The organism is Cohnella sp. CFH 77786 (assembly GCF_019400745.1).
Taxonomy (GTDB): Bacteria; Bacillota; Bacilli; order Paenibacillales; family Paenibacillaceae; genus Cohnella.
In genome coordinates this window covers 539,733-560,120 of sequence record NZ_WJIB01000002.1, presented here as the reverse complement: position 1 = coordinate 560,120, position 20,388 = coordinate 539,733, and the positions used below count along the sequence as shown (strand labels likewise).

11 protein-coding genes are annotated in these 20,388 nt (G+C 60.6%); 1 reads left to right on the top strand and 10 read right to left on the bottom strand.

The features are described 5' to 3' along the window. From GE107_RS05205 to GE107_RS05175, 7 genes are all read right to left on the bottom strand, one after another. On the bottom strand, positions 1-3,556 hold a 3,556-nt coding region (locus GE107_RS05205), incomplete at its 3' end, for a condensation domain-containing protein (protein WP_219638464.1). A 60-nt stretch (positions 3,557-3,616) separates the two neighbouring features. Further along, on the bottom strand, positions 3,617-4,342 hold the full coding sequence (locus GE107_RS05200; protein ID WP_219638462.1) for a thioesterase II family protein: 726 nt from the start codon (positions 4,340-4,342) through the stop codon (positions 3,617-3,619). Next, positions 4,339-6,252, bottom strand: a complete 1,914-nt coding sequence (locus tag GE107_RS05195; protein ID WP_219638460.1) for a cyclic peptide export ABC transporter — start codon at positions 6,250-6,252, stop codon at positions 4,339-4,341. Before GE107_RS05195 ends, GE107_RS05200 begins: the two co-directional genes overlap by 4 nt. A 34-nt stretch (positions 6,253-6,286) precedes the next feature. Then, on the bottom strand, positions 6,287-9,709 hold the full coding sequence (locus GE107_RS05190) for a non-ribosomal peptide synthetase (protein WP_219638459.1): 3,423 nt from the start codon (positions 9,707-9,709) through the stop codon (positions 6,287-6,289). Between the two features lie 100 nt (positions 9,710-9,809). Then, on the bottom strand, positions 9,810-10,862 hold the full coding sequence (locus GE107_RS05185; RefSeq protein WP_219638457.1) for a hypothetical protein: 1,053 nt from the start codon (positions 10,860-10,862) through the stop codon (positions 9,810-9,812). Between the two features lie 43 nt (positions 10,863-10,905). Beyond that, positions 10,906-14,775 carry a non-ribosomal peptide synthetase gene (locus GE107_RS05180; protein ID WP_219638455.1) on the bottom strand — a complete coding sequence of 1,290 codons (3,870 nt, stop codon included), beginning with the start codon at positions 14,773-14,775 and terminating at the stop codon, positions 10,906-10,908. A 181-nt stretch (positions 14,776-14,956) separates the two neighbouring features. Beyond that, on the bottom strand, positions 14,957-15,964 hold the full coding sequence (locus GE107_RS05175) for a BtrH N-terminal domain-containing protein (protein ID WP_219638454.1): 1,008 nt from the start codon (positions 15,962-15,964) through the stop codon (positions 14,957-14,959). A gap of 135 nt (positions 15,965-16,099) precedes the next feature. On the opposite strand from GE107_RS05175, the gene GE107_RS05170 reads away from it, so the two are divergent. Further along, positions 16,100-17,134, top strand: a complete 1,035-nt coding sequence (locus tag GE107_RS05170; protein ID WP_219638452.1) for a hypothetical protein — start codon at positions 16,100-16,102, stop codon at positions 17,132-17,134. Between the two features lie 9 nt (positions 17,135-17,143). On the opposite strand, the gene GE107_RS05165 is transcribed toward GE107_RS05170, so the two are convergent. The 3 genes from GE107_RS05165 to GE107_RS05155 all read right to left on the bottom strand — a co-directional run bounded on the left by GE107_RS05165 (position 17,144) and on the right by GE107_RS05155 (position 20,259). Next, positions 17,144-17,830: a YwaF family protein gene (locus GE107_RS05165; RefSeq protein WP_219638451.1), complete on the bottom strand. Its 687-nt coding sequence runs from the start codon at positions 17,828-17,830 to the stop codon at positions 17,144-17,146. Between the two features lie 313 nt (positions 17,831-18,143). Continuing rightward, complete coding sequence (locus tag GE107_RS05160; RefSeq protein WP_219638449.1) at positions 18,144-18,830, bottom strand: response regulator; 687 nt, start codon at positions 18,828-18,830, stop codon at positions 18,144-18,146. Further along, positions 18,823-20,259 (bottom strand): sensor histidine kinase, encoded by a 1,437-nt coding sequence (locus GE107_RS05155; protein WP_219638447.1) that lies wholly within the window; start codon positions 20,257-20,259, stop codon positions 18,823-18,825. Before GE107_RS05155 ends, GE107_RS05160 begins: the two co-directional genes overlap by 8 nt. Between the last annotated feature and the right edge of the window lie 129 nt (positions 20,260-20,388).

Genomic DNA, 20,388 nt, shown 5'->3' with positions numbered 1-20,388 from the left:
CCGCCATCAGCCCGACCGGCTCCTCCGGCGCCAGCCCCCCTTCCCGCAGCGCCCGCGCGATCCGGCCGGAACGCTCGTCCAGCTCGCGGTACGTCAGCGTCTCCTCCGCGAACGCCGCCGCGACGCGGTCCGGCGTCCGCTCCGCCTGCTGCCGGAACATCGCCGGCAGCGTCAGCTGCTCCGGATACGGCGCCTCCGTGTCGTTGAACCCCTCCACGACCTGCCGCCGCTCCCCGTCCGTCATCCATTCCAGGTCCGCCAGCCGCGCCGAAGGATCGCGCAGCGCCGACTCCGCCAGCCGCGCGAAGCCTTCTGCCAGCCGCTCCGCCGTCTCCCGGCGAAGCAGGCGCTCGTTGTATTCCCACACGCATGTAAGCGAGCCCGACGGCTCCGGGTATACGTCCAGCTTCAGATCCAGCTTCGCCGTTCCCGTCTCCGCCGGAAGCTGGACGAACCGGCATCCGCCGGCCTCGAAGCGGACGGATGCCGATTCCGCTTGATTGTGATACACGAGCATCGTATCGAACAGCGGATTGCGGGAGGGGTCCGTCCGCTGCCCCGAAAGCTCGATCAATCGCTCGTACGGCACGCCCGACCGGCGCAGCGCTTCCCACAGCTTGTCTTGCGCCAAGCGCCGGAAATCGCGGAACGAAGCGCCGGAGTCCGCCGTCAGCCGGATGGGGACGTAGTTGTTGAACATGCCGACTATTTCCGCGGTATCGGGATGCGCTCGGCCGGCGAGCAATAAGCCGACGGACATCTCCGGCCGGCGGGTATATCGATGCACCGCCAAAGCATGCAAGCCGAGCAGAAGCGACGCGATCGTCGATCCATCGCGGCGGACCTGGAGTTCCCAGGCTCGAACCGTTTCCGCGGGCAGCTCCGCGCGAACCGTGCCGCCCCGATAGGTTCTTATGGCGGGTCTGGCGGCCGCATCCGGCCATTCCAAGGCCGGAATCGGAGACCGAAGCTCCTCCCGCCAGTAGGCTTCATCGTCCGGCTTCCGAAGTGCCTCGCCCGCGTCCCGCTCCCAGTGCGCATAATCCTTGTAGTGCCGCTTCGGACGCGCAGGCCGATCCCCGTTCAGCAGCGCCGCGAACTCTCGGGTCAGCACGTTCATGCCGATTCCGTCCGACGCGATATGGTGAACGTTGAGAATCAGGAGATGGCGCTCTTTCCCGTCGGTCCATAAGCGGGCCCGCATCGCCGGCGCGCGCGACAGATCGAACGGCTCGAACGCGTCCCGAAACGCCGCGTCATCCGCATGAACCGGATCGGGAAAACGCCCGCCGCAATCGATCACCTCGAAATCCGCCCCGACGGTGCCCGCGGGATGGATGCGCTGAACGAGCTCTCCGCGCTCCCACCGGAATGACGTGCGCAGCGTCTCATGCCGGTCCGTCAGCTCCTGCAGAACGGCCCGCAGCTTGTCCGCATCCAGCGGGCCGTCGGCCGCGAGCGCGACCGGGATGTGATACGCGCAGCCCATTCCAAGGGCTTGTTCCGCGAGCGCCATCCTTCGCTGCGCGATCGACGCGGGATATAGGCCATCCTCCCGGCGCGGCGCTTCCGGCAACGAATCCCATTCCGCCGCCGCGCGGGCATTAACGCTTCGAAGCCTTTCCAGGAGAAGCCGGGGAGTGGGACAGTCGTACAGATCGCGGGGGGCGAGCTCCGCCCCCCATTCCCTGCGGATGCCTGTCAGCGCCAGCGCAGCCTTTAACGAATTTCCCCCCAGCTCTTGAAAATGATCGTCCGGCCCGACGCTCCCCGTCCCGAGCGCCTCCCGCCATACGGTCAACATGCGCAGCATGTCCGGATGCGCGGTGTCTGCGTCGGCCGCCCCGGACCGCGCCGCTGCCGTCTCTTCCGAGTGCCGGAGCGACTCCAGCTCGCCCAGCACGCCGTCCCATTCTCCGGAGACAAGCCGCTCGACCAGCTTATAACGCTGGATTTTGCCGCTCGTCGTCCGCGGCAGATGGCGAACCGGCACGACGCGGCCGACATCGAGCCCGGTCTCCCGGTTCATCCGGCGCCGAAGCCGTTCGGCCAATGCGGCGAATTTCTCCAGACCGCCCTTGTGCTGAATGAACACCACGATCTCGTCTTCTCCCGAATCGGAGCTCGGTACGCCGCATGCGGCCGCTTTGCCGTACCCCACCCCTTCGACCGCTTCCGCTCGCGTTTCGAGATCGTGAGGATAGACGTTCTGCCCGCGGACGAAAATGATGTCTTTATGGCGGCCCGTGATGACCAGTCTTCCTCCGCGCATCAGCCCGATATCGCCGGTGCGAAGCCATCCGTCCGGGCCGATCGCCTGCCCGCTCGCTTCCGGCGCGTTATAGTAGCCGGAGGTGACGTTTCTCCCCCGGATGAGGATATGGCCGATCCTGCCCTCGGGCAGCGGATCGCCCGTTTCCCCGGCGATCCGCACTTCGCAATCGGCCACAGGGGTTCCTACGTCCACGAAAGTTACCGCCCGCTCGTCCTCCGCATCCGCCAGTCTGACGCTGCCGCCGATCCGGAGCGAATCCGGGGACAGCCGCACGGACGTCAATCCCTCGCCCGCGGGAGGGAACGTAACGGCCAGCGTGCCTTCGGCCAGTCCGTACACCGGAAACATCGCGGAAGGAGACAGCCCGTAAGGCTCCATTTCCCGCAGGAAACGGCCGGCCCACCCGGCGGAAATCGGCTCCGCCCCGTTAAAGATCAGCCTAACGCAGCCAAGGTCCCATGCTTGCGCTTCCTCGGGTTTAAAACAGGCGAGAAAATGCCGATAGCCGAAGTTGGGCGAGGCGAGCGAGGTAATCCGGTGCTCATGCGCCTTCGCGAGCCAAAGCATCGGATCGAGCATGAATTGCGAGGGCCGCATCAGGTACTGCTCCATGCCCGCATAAATCGGGGCGAGATGGAAGCCGATCAGCCCCATGTCGTGCGTCAGCGGCATCCAGCTCAGGGAGGAGTCCCGATCCGTCGTCCCCGAGCAAGCGACGATCGCCCCCAGATTGGAAAGCAGGTTCGAATGGGTCAGAACAACCCCTTTGGGTTCACCCGTCGATCCGGACGAGAATTGAACGAAGGCGATCTCCTCCGGAGAAGGCCGGTACGGCAGCTCCGCATGCGCGAGCGGAGCCTCGCCTTCCTCGGCCAACACCTCGGCGGCAAGAAAGCCGCCCTCAAGGCGCCAAGGCTCGTCTTCAGCCGTGAAGTCGTCCGTATCCGCCAGCAGGCGGGGACGATTGAGCCGGGCCCAAACCTGGCGAAGCTTGGCCCGATGCTCCTCGCTGCCTCCCGCCGCCAGCGGAACCGGAATCAACCCTCCGAGAATGCAGCCCCAGAAGGAGGTCACAAATGCTTGCGGGTCTTCGGTCCGGATGACGATCTCGTCCCGCGGGCGGCAGCCCCCGGCGCGCAATCGCGCGGCGGCGGCCAGGCCCCGGTCGTACAACTCCCGGTAGGTCATGCGGGTTTCCGATTTCTTATGGATAAACACGATGCCCTTCCCGGTTGCGGCGCCGAATTCCAGCACATCCGCCAAATTGCCGAACGGCTTCATGTTAAACTCCTCCCCACTGGTCCGGCGGCGGCATCGGCCGCGGCCGGGTCCGCGCGAATCCTAAGCGAAATTTCTCTTCTCCCCGTACGCCTTCCGTAACGCTTGCTCCAGAAATCCGGGCAGCCAATCGGGATCCGGGCCGTTCTGCCAGTAGAAATGGCCGCCAGGCGGGCGCACGATCCGGCAGCCTGCCGAGGTGCGGCGTCTCCAGCCTTCCAGCTCCTCGTCCGACCATTGTTCCTCCGAGCCGGCCAGAATCGTCAGCTCCCACGGCAGGAGTCCCTTCTCCTCGTAGCGGTACGTTTCGACCAGCCGGAAGTCGGCGCGCAGGATCGGCACGAAAACGTTCATTAATCCCCGATGGGCAAACACCTCGGGAGAGGTCGCCCCCATCTCGAGGATGCGCTCCGCGAACTCGCGGTCCGGCAACTTGTGAATCGGCACGGCCGCGCGCGGCAAATCCGGTGCGGGCCGGCCCGAGAAGAAGAGGGCGGCAGGCGGCGGAAACTTCCCGTCCCGCAGCAGGAGGCAAACCTCGAAGAGGATCATCGCGCCCATCGAATGGCCGAATACCGCGTAAGGCGAACGGGAGTCGATTTGGGCCAGCAGCTTCTCCAGCGCGTCATCGGCCGCCTCCTTCATGCCCGCGTAAAACGGTTCGCCGGACCGTATTCCCCTTCCCGCCAGTTCGAGGGGAACGCACTCGATGCCGGGCGCTAGCGCCCTTTTCCATTTCATGTAGATCGCGGCCGAGGCGCCGGCATACGGCAAACAAAAGAGCTTCACGCGATTTTCCCCATTTCCAGCTTGATCAGCCTGTCCGCCATGCCGAAATACCTGTCGTCGTGGGTAATGACGATGACGCACTTGCCTCGGCTTCTCAGATCCGGCAGCAGGGAGGTGTAGAAAAACTCCCGGTACTCCGGGTCCTGGTCGGCCGCCCATTCGTCGAAGAGGCAGATCGGCTTATCGTCCAAATAGCTGACGAGCAGCGCCAGCCGCTTGCGCTGGCCGGTCGAGAGACGGGTCGTACTGAAGCGCCCGTCTTGGATGCTGACCTTATCCTGAAGGCCGAGCAGCGCAAGGTACGTTTGCGCCTCCCGTTCCTTGGCCGCGAAATCGATTCCGTACAGGCGGTCGAACAGGTAGGCGTCGCTGAAAATGGTGGACACGTAATCGCCGATGTCGCCCGCATGCAGCCGCTTGCCGTTCAAAGTCACGGTACCGTCTTTCGGCTCGTAGAGGCCGGTAATCAGCTTGGCCAGCGTCGACTTGCCGCTTCCATTCCCGCCGACGATGAAGATCAGTTCGCCCGAACGGAGTTCGAGGTCGATCGGGCCGACGGCAAACGCTTGCTCCTCCTCGTGGCCTCCATATGCGTAAACGGCGTTCTCCAGCCGCAGGGCAAGACCGGTTTCCTCCAGCGAGATTTCCGGAGCCGTTCTTCTCCCCCGAAGGGCAGCCAGTTCCTCCGACATTCTCTTCAGCCGCCTCCAGCTGATCCTGGCCTGGAACAGCTCCGGCAACGAATTGAGAATCGAAGTAAGCGGACCCGCCATGTACAGGAACACGAATACGAAGCTGCGTAATTCATCCGTCCCGATGCCGGCGAACAGCAAGGGAAACGCGAACACGACCGACCCGATGACGGCGGCGAACAGCAGGTCGCCGACGACGATGACGGCCGCGACCTTGCCCTCCGCCTTCATCCGCTTGTCGCGGTAAGAGGCGCAGCGGTTTCCCATTTCCTCGCGGAAATCGCGCGCCTTGCCGCGGTGCAGGTACAGCTCTTTGAAGCCGTATATGAGGTCGTGGATCAATTTGAAAAAGACGTTCTGGATGTCCCGGGTCTGTTCCCAGAGCTTGTCGGCCGAACGCAGAATCGCGTAGAAAGCGCCCGAAGCGGCCGCCACGACCGCGAGCGACAGCAGGAACCCCGGCCCATGGAGCAGCGCCAGGTATACGAAGCCGGCGATAATCGTCACCGTCCACGTTCCTATGCTGACCAGCCTGTTGGCGAATGCGCTCACGATTTCCGTGTCGTTGTTCAAGCTCGTTTCGATTTTCCCCCGCTCGAGTCTCTCGACTTTCTCGTAAGGAGCGCCCAGGATCGCGTCGAGAATTTCCATGCGCTTGTCGTATACCATGCCGTTCGTCATTCGGATCAACCGGAACCGGAGCAGCCGTTGACCGCAGACGAACAGGAGCATGCCCAGGACGAAATAGGGCAGCAACGCCAGCCTGGCGCTCCCGGTCAAGGCAATCGCGGCATTGACGACGAAGATCATCGACGCGTTGCCGAAACCGCTGATGACGCTGAGCAGCAGCAGCGTGACATAAGGGCGTTCTCCTTTCCTCGAATAGCGGGACGTCAGGGCGACATAAGCGCCGAACAGGAGCGCGAGCGCGAATGCCATGCCGGCAAGCGCGATTTCCGCAAAGGAAGCGTCCCGCCAGTACTCGGCGGCGGAAACCTCCGGCGGCGAGAACAGCTGCCCGGCGCCGTAGATGCAATAGCCGAGCCAGCCGTATATTCCGGCCGCAAGGAGCAGGGACTTGCCGCTGCGCGGGCCTGGTTGCTGAAGCAACCGTTTGCCGGAGCGTATTCCCGCACATGCGGACGCGATCCCCGCCAAGCAGCCTGCCAAGCCGATTCCGATCGCGATCAACCCAACCGCCGCCGCATTCGGCATCATCGGTCACTCCTTTCGTTCACGCTTGGCCGCTCCCTTATCCCGCGGTTTCCGCCCCGAGGGTTCTGGTCGTGTACCGGCTCAAGTCCCGTATCGTATAGCATTGTTGAAAATCCTCGGGGGAAATGGCGAGTCCCCGCTGCTCCATTTCGATCTCCAGCTTGACGGCGAGAAGCGAATGCCCTCCCAACTCGAAGAAGTTGTCGTTTACGCCGACGATCTCGATCTCCAGCAGCTCCTGCCAAATCTTGACCAGTTCCTCCTCGATCTCGTTGGCCGGCGGCTCGTATTCCGCGTCGGATCGGACACGGGTCAACGGATCGGGAAGTGCCGCCCGGTCCACTTTGCCGTTCGCCGTCACCGGAATGGCCGGAACCCGGACGAAATACGACGGGATCATGTAACCCGGCAGATCCTGGCTCAAATAATCGCGCAGCTCGCGGAAAGGAAGCTCGGCTGCCCCGGCATAATAGGCGCAAAGCGCTTTCTGGCCGGAACCGTCCGAACAGTCGAGGACGACGCACTGGGCGATGTCGGGATGGCGGAGCAGCTTCGCTTGAATCTCCCCCAGCTCGACCCGGAAGCCGCGGATTTTCACCTGGTGGTCGACGCGGCCCAGAAACTCGATGTTTCCGTCCGGCAGCCACTTGGCCAGATCTCCCGTCCGGTACATCCGCGCCCCTCCGTCCGGTTCGAACGGATCCGGGAGGAAACGTTCCCGGGTCAATTTCTCGTCATGATATCCGCTGGCGAGGCATTCTCCCCCGATATACAGTTCCCCGCGCGCTCCAATCGGACAGGGCTTCCTTTCTTGGTCCAGAATATAGTACTTGGCGTTTCGGATCGGCTTGCCGTACGGAATGCTTTGCCACTGCGGATCGATCTCGTTCACTTCATAGCAGTTCGACCAAATGCTCGCTTCCGTCGCGCCGCCCAGCGCAGCTACCCGGCAACCCGGGAACAGGCTCTTGAGCTGCCCGGGCAGCTGCAGCGGAATCCAGTCCCCGCTGAGCAGGAACAGCCTCGCCGGCGCCGGGGCCTCCGCGTGCTTCGCGAAGCAGGGCATGCTCTGGGCCAGCGCGGCGGGCGCGGAATCCCAAATCGTGATGCCGCTCGCCGCCATCCGCTGCGGCCACGTCTCCGGCCTGCGGACGTCTTCCTCCGGAATGATATCGACCGCCCCTCCGGCTGCGAATATCCCGAACAGGTCGTAGACGGACAGATCGAAGCACAGCGACGTGATGAAAAACAAGCGGTCGCGCTCATTTACGCCGAACGTGCCGTTCACCCAGTCGATGACGTTGACGACCGGTCGATGGGACACGACGACGCCTTTGGGCGTTCCCGTCGAACCCGAAGTAAAGATGACGTAGGCCGTTGCCGACGGATCCGAGGAAGCCGGAAGTCCGGCGTCTTCCTCCCGTCCCAGGTGGAGCTTCGTATAGAAGCGGATTCTTCCGTCTTTCGCACGATCTGAATCCGCGTTCGCCGGCTCCTCTTTCGTTAGAACGATGTCGTACCGATAACGGAGTTCGTTTTTGAATCCGGTCGTCCGCTTGCGGACCTCCGCGCGAAGACCGGGATACATGCCGGCGAAGCTCTCGAAAAAGTCCTGATGGACATATAAATGCTGGTCCAGGTTCGTTCGGGTTTTGTAGAAGGCGCCGTGATTCCGCTTGAACTCCTCCAGCGAAGCCCGGAACTCCTCTTTGGCCTCTTCGTCCGGCACGTCGGCCACGATGACGGCTCCTCCCGGCCGAACGACCCGCACCGCCTCCCGGAGCACGTGCGCCAGGTAGAAATAATCAGGGAAAAACTGGATCGCGCTCGGAAGCAATACGGCATCATACGCGTGGTCGGGCATGCCGGCGATCTCGTCGGCGAAGCCTGTCAGCAGCCGGATTCGCCGGTCGTCCCAACCTTCCTCCGCCAAACGCAGGCGATTTCTTTCCTGCGTTAACGGAGAAGGATCGAGCCCCGTGTATTCCCCGAACCTTCCGGCCAATCCGAACAGGATCAAACCGGAGCCGCAGCCGATTTCCAGCGCGGATTTGCCTTCGCCGGCGTAAGGCGCCGCAAGCTCCATCACCCTGTCCCGGTACTCGTCCACTTCTTCTTCCGTGAAATTCAGACCCGTGTAGGAGCTGACGAACCCTCCGGATGACACCCGGTCCGTGGCCGCTGCCGCCAAATCGTCGAACATCCGGACGATCGATTCCCGGTCCGGATGGATAACGTCCGGCTGCTCGCCGTCCTCGTCCAGAAGCACGACGTGCCGCAGAGAGGGAATCCGCCAGAGCAGGTCGGCCAGCGGCGCGATCACATGCCTCTGGGTGACGATATAACGGGCCTCTACTTGTTCAAGAACCGTTTGAACCCGGCGTTTGGGCCAAGAAGCATCGATCGGGACGTAAGCCCCTCCCGCCTTCAGGATGCCTAACGCGCCGACGGCCATGCCGAACGATCGCCTGCACATCAAGGCGACGCGCGTTTCCGGCCCGACGCCCGCCTTCCGGAGTACGCGGGCCAAGCGGTTGGAGCTTTCGTCCAGCTCCCGGTACGTGATCGTTTCGTCTTTGAAAACGGCCGCGACAGCGTCCGGCGTCCTGGCTGCTTGGGCCGCGAACAGGCCGTGAAGCGTCAAGTCCCGGGGGAACGGACCGGCCGTATCGTTAAAGCTCCGGACGACCGTATCCCATTCGGACGGATCGAGCATGTTCAGTTCGCGCAACGGCGCATCCGGGTCGGACAGCAGACGGTCCAGCGCCAGCACAAGCCGGGAAGCGACGGTTTGGGCGAATTCGTCGGAATAACGACTGGGGTTGCAGCGAACTTCCAATTCCCAATCGCCTTCCCGCTCCGCGAACCAGAAAACGACCTCCGCCTCCGTTCCCGCAAGCGATCCGTCAGGGTGAAGCCGCCCGCTGCCGACGGCGATCGGAGCACGGAAGCCCCCCGTTTCGTCGGCATTGCCCCAACCGCGGTCCTGCACGAGTTGGGAGAACGGGTAGTTCTGATGATCCAGAATGTCGGCGAGGCGGTCTTTGAGCGCGTTCAGATTGTCCCGGCAGGAACGTTCCGCATTCGGCGCGAAGGGAATGAGGAGCAGATCGTTGACCCGGTTTTCCCCTTGTTCATTCCCATCGAAAACGGGCGTTACGAGCAGCACTTCCGAAGCGTGCGCGTATAGCCTCGCTACAAGCTGAACGCCGCTTAGCAGCACGAGGAAAGCGGCGATATCCGAACCGCCCGAGATCGCGTTGACCTTGCCGGACAAGGCGGGACCGAACGTCGTCCGCCACCGGCGCATATCGGAAGGAGACGATTCGGCAAGCCGGCGATCTTCGGGAAAACGGGTCAACTCCCGGTCTCCGCCCAGCAGCTCGGACCAAAACCGTTTTTCCTTATCCCATTTCCCGCTCGCCAATATTTTTCGAATCTCCAGCGCATCCAAGCTCATTTTCCTTCCTCTCCTTTTCGAAAAACGTTTAGCTTAATAGGGAGACCGCAGAACGGTGCGAAGCCGCCGATGCCGCATGACCGATGTGCGCTGCCGCGGCTCACATCCCCCCCATCCGGTGCGAGGTCCCATATTCGTCCAGAAGCCGTTCGATCGCGACAGCTTCCTCGTCCTTCAGCCGGATCAACCGTTCGGCGAGCTGCTCCAGATAGCGGTTGTCCAAGGTCATCCAATATTTCAAGATCAGGTTGCGAGTCACCAAGGCGGACTGTTCTACGTTCCGGTAGCCCTCGGCCGCCTCCGGGGAGACAACGTAGTAGCCTTGCCGCTCCATGTAGGCGAAGCGGCGGTTCATCATTCTTTTGTGCTCCCACAGCACGTAGAAGGGACGGTGATCGAGGTTGATTTCCCGGGCGACGTGGCGCTCGATTTGGCGAAGCAGGCAGTCGTAAATCTCCATTCCCCATACGAGGGGAGGAGAGTTTTCAACCTCGAACCGCTCCTTCACCCGGTTCGAAGGCGCGGCATGCCGGTAATCCTCCAGCTGCTTCATCAGCCACCCCACGTGAAATTCGCAGGACGACTTCCGTCTTTCGTTCAGTTTGTACAAGTGGGTATAGGCCGTGTAGTGAAACTCGTCAGCCGGTTCGAATCCGTGGAATGCCCGTTCCAGGTCTTCGTAGCCGACCGATGTGACGCCGTAGCGCTGGTTGGATAAAAAGGCGGTCGCTTGGAACGTCCGGCTTTCGTCGTCGAAGCCGTATAGGAAGATGCTGTGGGGATTGGATCGGTTCTGGTAAGCGACGGTGCCGGGGATATAGAAATCGTTCACGAACGTCGTCACATAGTAGCCGTCTTCGATGGCGCTCCGGACGAAATCGGCGAAGCGCGGAAAGCACCGCTGAATCATCTTCCGGGCGAGGCGCGGCGAGCCGGCTAGACTCGGAATGTAATGGTGGTCGTCCGGATTGTTCGTGTAATAATCCACCATCAAGCTGCCATCAAGGGAGCCCCTCATAAACAGTTGGACGAAATGGTTGTAGACCCAGCGAAGCGAATCCGTGTCCGTGTACAGCACCGAGAGAAAAAAGGCGAAATGGGCATAGGAAGTAATGTCCGGTTCGGCGATCGGCAAGATTTTGCGGGCGGCCATCTTTCGTTCCTCCTTCGGTCTCCTTATGCATTCCGCGGAGCGATCAGAAACGGAAATCCAGTCGGTGCCGGGAAGCGCTTACGGGCTGATATTTCGTTGTGAGGTAGATGGCGCCCAGATCGACATCCGGCTGATCCGCCAACCTGGCGAGCAGAGTCCGGTAGTCTTCCGCCAGCTTTTCGACCGTGGTTCTGCGGAACAGGGAGCTGGAATAAGTCACCCACAGCAGCATGCCGTCCTTGTTCTCCCAGGCCTGGAACACGAGGTCGAACCTCGACCACTTTTCCTCCAGGACATGCGGCGTCCACACCGCTTGTTCGTACCGGATTTCCGGCGAATCGAGATTCTGCAGCACGAACATCGTGTCGAACAGCGGATTCCGTGCGCCTCCTTGCAGCTTCAGCTTGCGTACGAGCCGCTCGAAGGGATAATCCGCGTGTTCATACTCTTCGGTGACCCTCTCCTTTACCACGCGGGCGAACGTTTCGAACGTAAGGTCCCCCGTTACCGTGTTGCGGTGAGCCAGGGTATGCACGAACATGCCGACCATGCTTGCCGCATCCGGGTGGTTCCTGCCCGCATGGAGCGAACCTACGACAATGTCTTCGGATCCGGTCAGTTTGGAGAGAAGCACGAAATAAGCCGCCAGCATCGTCACATGCACGGTAGTCCCGCACCGGTTCGCCAGCTTCCGGACGGCTTCCGCCATCGCTCCGTCCCATTGAAGCGGCAAGGTTCCCCCTTCATACCTGCGGTCCGGGACCCGAGGATAGTCGGTCGGCAAGTCGGGGGAGGACGCATAATCCTCGAACCTGGCGAGCCAGAAATGCTCGTCGTCCCCGGACGGTTCCCGGTTATGCCTCCATTCGCAATAATCTTTGTACTGCACGGTGAGCGGAGGAAGTTCGCGGCCGGACAGAAAAGCGGTCAAATCGTTCATCAAGATGCCGAGCGATATTCCGTCCGCTATGATATGGTGAAGATGAATCAGGAGCAAGCTGCGGCCGTCGGTATATTCGACCAGCGCGGCCCGAAGCAGCGGCGGCTTGTCCAATTCGAACGGTTCCACGAGCCGATCGGTCAAATCCGGGAGCCGCTCCGGGATATCCCGGATCCTTTCCATCCGGAACGGAACGGAAGGATGGACGATTTGCACGGGTTCGCGACCGTCCCAACCGAACGAGGTACGCAGGGGCTCGTGGCGCTCGATGAGCCGGACGAAAGCGTCTTCCAGCCGGGCGAAGTCCGGCGCAGGCTCCATCCAGAAGGCGAACGGCAACACGTACAGCGTACTGCCGGGCCGGGAGCTTTCCACGGTAAATACCCTGGTCTGAGCAGGAGAAAGACGGTACCCGGACCGGACGGGGGCGGGCCCAATCGCCAAAACGGCGGATTCCGCACGAAGCGCTTCGATGCGCCGGGCCATCCCCGCAAGCGACGAATGCCGAAACATTTGCTCCAGCGGCAGATTAACGCCGAACGAATCATAGATGATCGAGGCCATCTTCGCGGCCCTTAAGGAATGCCCGCCGAGCTTGAAGAAATCGTCGTCCTTCCGGATGCCTTCCGTCCCGAGCAGAGAAGCCCAAATGGCGGCCAAACGGACCTCGGTGTCGCCGCTCGGTTCCCGTTCCCCAGGCGTTTGTTGTACATCGCGGAGCCCGGCAACGGATGGAAGCGCCTTCAGATCCGGCTTCCCGTTGGGCGTGAGAGGGATATCCTGAAGCTCCGTCCAATAAGCCGGGATCATGAACGGGGGCAACCGGCTCGAGAGACCTTCCGTCAACGCGTCGGCATGGGGACAGTTGTCCGGCCGGGCCGTATAGAAGGCAACGAGCGCGGGCTCGCCCCCGGCGTCCGTTTGTACCGTGACCACCGCTTCCCTGACGCCCGGCTGCTCCATCAGCGCTTGCCGCACCTCTTCCGTCTCGATCCGGTAGCCCCGGATTTTCACTTGGCGGTCAAGCCGTCCCAGGAAGACGATCCGTCCGTCCGGCGTCCACTTGGCCAAATCCCCGGTCCGGTATACCCTCGTTCCGTCTGCGGGAAGGCGCACGAATTTCTGGTCCGTAAGCTCCGGTTTGTTCCAGTACCCTCGCGCCAAGCCGTCTCCCGACACCACGAGTTCCCCTGCCACGCAAGCCGGAAGCGGCTGCAGAAACTCGTTCACGATCAGCACCTTCGTATTGGGCATAGGCGTGCCGATCGGAACAAGGGCCGATTCCGGCAGCGGCTCGGCACTGCCGTTCCAGGCCGTCGCGCAAACGGTCGTCTCGGTCGGGCCGTATGCGTTCACGTAAGTTACCCTGCTGCGCCACTTCGAGAGCAGCTCCCGGTTGGATTCGGAGCCCGCGGTCACGACCAGCCGGAGCGAAGGCATGGTTGCCGGATCCAAATGAATGGCGTACGTAGGCGGGAGCGTCGCGACCGTTACCCCTTGCTCCTCCATCCACGACTCGAACCGCCTCAGATCGCCGATGACGTCGGGGACCGCGATGTGAAGCTGAGCCCCGGTCAGCAGCGCCATGGACAACTCCCAAATCGAAGCATCGAATGATGCGCTGGCGAATTGGAGGATGCGGTCCCCTGCTCCGATTCCGAGCTCCGCTTCGAAATAGCCTTGCAAGTTGCCGACTCCGCGGTGCTCGATCATGACGCCCTTGGGCTCTCCCGTCGATCCCGAAGTATAGAGGATATATGCCAAATCGTCCGATGACACCGCCGCCCGCGTTGCCGCCGAATCGCCTTCCTCCGGCAGCGGCGACGGTCCGTGCGCGAGGTTCACCAAGGTGCCGGGGAAATGACGGGCCGTTTCCGGTTCTCCCGAGACGATCAGGGCGGAGGCACGGCTGTCGGACAGCATGTATTCGATCCGCTGCACCGGGTAAGACGGGTCCAGCGGGACGTAGACGGCTCCAACCTTGAGCACGGCGATGAAGGCCGCAGCCCACTCCGCGGATCGATCGAGCATAACGGCGACGCGATCGCCGCGGGCGACCCCGGCTTGGCGCAGCCGGCGGGCCAGCGCGTTCGACCTCTCGCTTAGCTCCCGGTACGTCCATCGCTCCCTGCCGCAGACGACGGCCGTCCGATCCGGATGCCGGGCGGCAACCCGTTCGAATCCGTCGTGTATCGTTCGTTCGCGGTCATAAGGCGCGAACGTATCGTTCCACCGGTTCTGCCTGGCGGCCTCGGTGCCGGTTCTCAATTCCCAGTCCGACATGGAACCTTCGGGCCGGATAGCCGCCCGCTCCAACAGGGTCGTGAAGCCTTCCGCCGCGGACTTCATCAATTCGGCGCTGTACAAGCCCTCATCGTAATGAAGGCAGCATATGCCATCATCCGCAAAACCGTTTCCGATATGCAACAGCACTTTCCTGCCGTCCGACTTCTCGAACGAATCCGCGAACTCCCTCCCGTGTACGGGTTCATATGAGAAAGAGAAACATTCCAAAGCTTCCTGCGGCATTGATCGATCGGGATAATCGTGCCAATATTCCGAATATTTATAGGTTTCCCGGAGGGCAACGAGCCACTCGCCGAGCCATTCCTTAAAGCTGCTCCCTTCGGAAGGCTTCCCGATGAAGACCGGTAAGGCTTGTCCACCCGAATCGCCCGGCAGGGACGGGAGCGTTACCGCGACTTTGCCCTCCGCCCGTGAAAAAGCCGCGAGAACGGCGGCCCAGGCCGCAAAACAAAACACCATCCGCAAATCGTGCCGCTGCCGGTCGTAACGCTCCATGCGCTTGACGACATCCGGCGGAATCCGAAAATCGAGCTTGCGATTCCGGACGGTCTCTCCGAACCCGTCGGGCTGCAAGGGAGGTTCCCGGCCCCAGTCGGCCAACGTCTTGTTCCAAAATGCCGAAGCATGGCGATTGGACAACCGTTCTTCCAAGGAGTGAGACATCATGCAAGGATCATCTCCCAAGGTATCAGGTTTCAGTTCATCAACCGCTGTCCAGGTTCTTCGACAAAATATAACATTTTTATTCATTTTATGAAATTCCTGTTCCACCCTTAGATTACAACCGTCGTGTTTTCCGGTCAATAACCGATTTTGTAAAAATTCGGGTAAATGCAATAATATTCGCTCATAGACGTGCCAGCAACGACTCCAGGATTCGTTTCTCTTCGCCGGGGATCGCACGGAGAACGACGTTCGCTTCCGACAGAAACTTCAGGTTCCCGGATACTCCGAACTTCAGCGCCAAGTTGCGGATCATGGCGCATTGTTTCAGAATCGGTTCATAGGCTTGCGCCGCTTCTTCGCGGACATAACCCAAGTTCTTCATATGCTCCAGTCTCCGAAGCATCAGAAATTTATGATCGTGAAGCACATGGATCAGACGAAAATCCGGCTCTTCCCTCTTCTCCAGCACCCGTGACAAGTGTTCGAGCACATAATCATATACGGCAACACCGTATGCCGAAACTTGCGTGGCGAGCCATGTCTCTTCCTTGTCCTGGGTGAACGAGGCATTCAAGTAGTCCGACAAATAGAGTTTGACCTGGTCCCGTTCAAACGGGCAGACGGCCTCCGCACGATACCCGAACAACTCGATACCGTCCAGCTTGTCTTCTGCGGGAGCCATATCTTCATAGGCGAGCTCCAACTGCTTGAACGGAACGGCAAACGTGCCGTATTGAAGGATTCCTCCATCCGCGAGATGAAAATCAGAGAGGAAAAACAGTCGTTTGCGTTCGTCGTACCCGCGAACCAGCGGATCGTGGGGCAAATGCTTGATGTGGTAGAAGGGGTAATGAGGCAGATGGTAGGCGTTAAGGAAAAGGTAGGCGTAGCATCCGTTTCTGGCGCTCTCCTTGAGAAAGGCGACGGCTCCTCCCGCGGCCGCCACGCTTTCCCTCGTCGATCGCGACACCTCGAGCAGACGGCAGGATTCTTCCGGGGTCTTCGGGAAGGAGTAATTGAGAAGCGGGGGGCCGCCATGCAGCGACTCGACGAGCTCAAGCTGAATGTAGTTCGAATAGATCCAATTGCTGCTCTCCGGATTTCTCTCAATGATCGAAAAAATGTGGGCATGATTCGCCCATGACGCGATGATCGGCCGACTCAGCGGCAACAAGACGACGTCTTCCATCCGCTTCCCTCCTCTGCGTTATGGATCACCGTTGCAACGCGCATTCCGCCTTTCTAGGAATCTATTGATTGTTTTCGTTTCCGTTGGAGTTTATACTTATTTTACCATGTCTACCACGGAAGGGGGAGATATCCCGTGACTGCAACGAGCAAGAAATCCGTGCTGCCCGTCGCCTCTCCTATGATTTCCTTGTACGCCGCCCATGCGAACGCTTTGTCCGTGCTGGAGAATCGTCCGGAAACGATGCCGTGGCTGCTCAACCGGTTCGTGCAGATCGTATGCTGGCAGAAAGATTGGGTCGATTACTTGGATTTCGACTTTCGGGACTGTCCTCTTCTCGATTACCAAAGACTCGATAAAACGTTCATCCGGCTCAAATGGGGAGACGATATCGTTTCTTTCGTGCGGGATGCGATCGATGGCGGGTTCTATGTTTCCTTCCTGGTCAAAACCAGATGCGTCCCCGCGTATATCCACGGCGGAGACCATTGCCATGAACTTTTCGTCTACGGCTACGACGACCACGCGAAACAATTGTATATCGCGGACAATTTCGATTTCGGCCGTTACCAACGGAAAACGTGCTCGTTCGAGGAAGCGGCGGAAGGCTACGCCAAGGTAACGGAGCGGGAAGAACGGACCTTCTACGGAGCCCCCCAAGCCAAGGGAGCCGTGCAGCTGATTCGCTACGACGGCGTTAAGAGCGGCTCCGTTTCGCTTTCCTTTCAACCAGGTTTGTTCGTCGAGTCGATGGAGGATTATTTGTCGGGCGACATGCCGAGAGCGGGCTTCAACTTGTACGATTATACACCTCATGCTTATGGCTGCAAGGCCGTTTACCAACTCGCGATCCGCAATATCCGCGAGCTCATGGAAGATCCCGACGCTTATTTCGACGTCCGTAGAATCCACATCCTCTGGGAACATAAGGACATGATGCTTAGAAGGCTGAACTATATGGCCGGGCAGCATATGCTGCCGGCTCCTCAAATCGTGGATCGTTACCGGGAGTTGGAACGGAATCTGCACCGGGCAAGGGCGACGGTCTTGAAATATTTCTTCACGAGGGATAGGAGGATGTTGAAGGAAGCCGTGGATTTGTATGCATCGTTGATGGAATCCGATTTGGAATACGGATATGACTTGTTGCACCAGCTAAAGTCCGGTTGAGGGAGAGATTTACTTCCCGTACCCTTTGTCCGACAGGCGGACGACGCCGGCGAGCAACAAACAGAGCGCTAGCGCGATCACTTCGAGCTGAAGGACGTACCACGGCCACGGGGCCAGCAAATCCAGCATCGATGCCGTATCCGGCTTCCGGGCCAGAAACATGAAGTTCTCGCCCGTGACGGCATTGGCGATCCCAGCCGGCACCGCCAGCAGGTTCAGCCATCCCCATGCCCGCCATGCCGAAATCGAAGAGGGACGGTACCCGGCTACCGCGGTGATATAAGTACCGGCTCCTATAATGGCGGCATGCGCGACGAAAAAATGAAAATAGCGGAAGTTCGGAAACGTCTCCTCCAAGTTCGGGGTGACCACGGCCTGCAGGGCGCCGAGCACGCCCAGAAAGAAAACAGGTTCGGAAAGCCTCGGGTTTCCGCTCAGGAGAGCGGCGACGGAAAGCCATAACGTCATCGTGCAAAGCTGGAACGGCAGCGCGTGGAGTCCCCAATTGCCGGTGAACCCGTACCAGACATAGAGTGAAACTTCGCTGGCGATCAATACGGACGCAAGCCCCAAGCGCGCAGTTCGGTCCGCGGCCGCTTTTCTTAGCCGTGTGCGGAATGCGATGATGGTGCCGGCGACCAAAGCCGTGAAGGCCATCGCTGCCCAATGGGCGGACGACAACGGTTCGAATGCCACCCGAATTCCCCCCTCTACTCCCTATCATTAGCGTGATTCCGGTCCTCACACCCTCATTCTAGAAAAATGGCGCGAAAAAAATAGTACCATCTTGGCATGGTACTCACCTGTTTCGAAGCGGATGGAGAATGTCGCAGGACGTTTCGCGCTCTCCGCGCCTCTTGGCTTGCGCAATTTGTGGATTGTTGCGATTGTGCGGATTGTCGCGATTGTGCGGATTGTTGCGATTGTGCGGATTGTTGCGATTGTGCGGACTGTTCGTCGGTTTCCTACGCCTGTGAGGGGCAAGTAAATGACATAAGACCCCCCCCTTTCAGCCCTGGCCTTTGCCGTCCTCCCGTTCGAACAGGCCCATATCCCGGGCTATGCGGGCCGCTTCCTTGGAGCCGGTAAGACCAAGCTTCTTCAGCACGTGGTTGATATGATTCTTCACCGTCCGGATCGACACGACGAGACGCTCGGCGATCTGGGACTGCGAATAGCCGCGGTCCACGAGCTCCAGCAGCTGCAGCTCGGACGGCGTAATCAGATCGCGCATTTTGCGGACCTCGAATTCCCGCTCCAGCTTCTTCAGCCTGCGGAACTCTTCCCGCATGCGCTCCGCCGCTTCCGGGCTGATCGGCGCCCGTCTGGCAGAAGCCGCACGGATCGCGCCCGGCAAAGACTCGTACTCCGATTTGATCTGGTAGTCGATCGCGCCGGCCTGGAAGGAACGGAAAATGAATTCCTTCTCCTCCATCGACGTAAGCATGATGACCCTGGCGCCGGTCGCGACGGACACTTCCTCCGCGAGCTCGATGCCGGCTGGAACGCCTTGCAGCATGATGTCCATCAGCACGACGTCGGCATCCGCGCCTCCTTCCGCAAGCGCCTCCCGAACCGCGTCGGGCCGCTCCGCACGGAACGTCACCGCCAAGTCCGGCTGGCTGTCCAAATAACCGGACAACCCCCGCAGCCAGTCCGGATCATCCTCTACGATCCAAACGCGAATATCAGCCACCGATATTCCCCCTCTCCGCCTTTTCGGCAGTTTCCCGGCGTTCCGCCCGGACCGCGCGTTTCGGAAACGCCAGGCAAACGGTCGTTCCGATCCCGGGAGAGCTTCTCAGCAGAAGCTGTCCCCCGTGCTTGCGCATCACATGATAAGCGTATGGAAGTCCCAAGCCGAAGTTGAGTCCCGTCTGGGCCTTCGTCGTGTGGAACGGCTCCAAAGCCCGTGCGGCCTGCTCTTTGTCCATGCCCCGCCCGTTGTCCGAGATTTCCACGCGCCATTCCCTTTTCGTCTCGAATAGCCGGACGCCAAGCTCTCCCCCGTTCTCCATCGCCTCCAACGCGTTGACCACTACGTTTTGGAGCGCTTCCCCGACTTGCGCCGCATCGATGAAGCAGTGCCAGCCCTCCGTGACCGACTCCCGGACGGCGATCCCATGCAGCTTCGGGCCGACCGTCCGAACGGTTTCCCGGACGAGGGCGCCAAGGTCCGCAGCCGACAGCCGGATGGACAAATCTTCCGTCCGATGGTGCACGCGGGAGATCATTTCCCGAATGTGCTCCGAAGCGGCGAGCACCGTCCGGATATCCTCGAGGAGTTCCATCTGATTCGTCGCTTCCGCGTATGCCTTGATTTTATCCCCGAACAGCCGCATTTTGCCCACGTCGTTCTTGATCGCATGGTTCAGGATCGCCGTTCCCGACGTCACGGCTCTCAAGGTGGAATCGATCCTTTTCCGCTCGATGGCCAGACGGACGCCCATAAACCCATACGAAAACAAACCGATCAGAAAAATGCCGAATCCCAAAACAACGATCCAGGTATTGTAAACGTACATGCGAAGATAGCCGAGGCTGGGCAGAATATAGTTCAACACCATAAAAAAGAGAACCGGCGGAAGCACGGCCAGACATACGATCGCGTGTATCCGGTCGAAGCCTCTGTATGGAGGGCGTTTCGTCAAAACGAGGACCGTGCCCCCGAGCAAATACGGCACCGCCCACCAGACGACGATCCGGAAAGTGACAGGATACGTTTCCGTATAAAACGGCGTAAACAGCAAGCAGCCGGCAATGGGCAGCAGCAGCAGCCAGGGCATCGCCTTACGCAGTCCGGTTGTCAGGCTCACCGGGCGATAGGCCAGCGCGAATAACACGAAACCATAGGGAACGCCGTAGTAGGATGAAACGGAAGACACGGCCTGCAAAGCATACAAGACCCGCTCCATTTCGTCCGGCCAAGAAGCCCAAGACCCGTTCGTCAGCTTGGGGATGATATCGCTGTCCAGCAAAGAGGCAAGCGCTCCCGCTCCTCCGAAGAAACAGACGGCCGCAAGCCGGCGGGACGCCGGGGATCGCCGATCGGAAACCAGCAGCAGAACGGCGACCGTCCATAACGCGACCAGAACGTAAGCCAGACGATAACCCTCCCTCCACATTTTCCACCGTTAGCTTTTCGACAAAATCCCCCGTTTCCCCTGCCGAACGTCAAAGAAAGCCCGTTTCGCTCCGCGAAGGGAGAAAACGGGCCGGCTAATCACGGGTCGGGTTGTCAACCATCATGCGCC

What these genes read in the sequence shown, in the direction of transcription:
- GE107_RS05195 (WP_219638460.1), bottom strand. Translation starts at nt 6,252, where the DNA reads ATGATGCCGAATGCGGCGGCGGTTGGGTTGATCGCGATCGGAATCGGC.
- GE107_RS05190 (WP_219638459.1), bottom strand. Translation starts at nt 9,709, where the DNA reads ATGAGCTTGGATGCGCTGGAGATTCGAAAAATATTGGCGAGCGGGAAA.
- GE107_RS05185 (WP_219638457.1), bottom strand. Translation starts at nt 10,862, where the DNA reads ATGGCCGCCCGCAAAATCTTGCCGATCGCCGAACCGGACATTACTTCC.
- GE107_RS05180 (WP_219638455.1), bottom strand. Translation starts at nt 14,775, where the DNA reads ATGATGTCTCACTCCTTGGAAGAACGGTTGTCCAATCGCCATGCTTCG.
- GE107_RS05175 (WP_219638454.1), bottom strand. Translation starts at nt 15,964, where the DNA reads ATGGAAGACGTCGTCTTGTTGCCGCTGAGTCGGCCGATCATCGCGTCA.
- GE107_RS05155 (WP_219638447.1), bottom strand. Translation starts at nt 20,259, where the DNA reads ATGTGGAGGGAGGGTTATCGTCTGGCTTACGTTCTGGTCGCGTTATGG.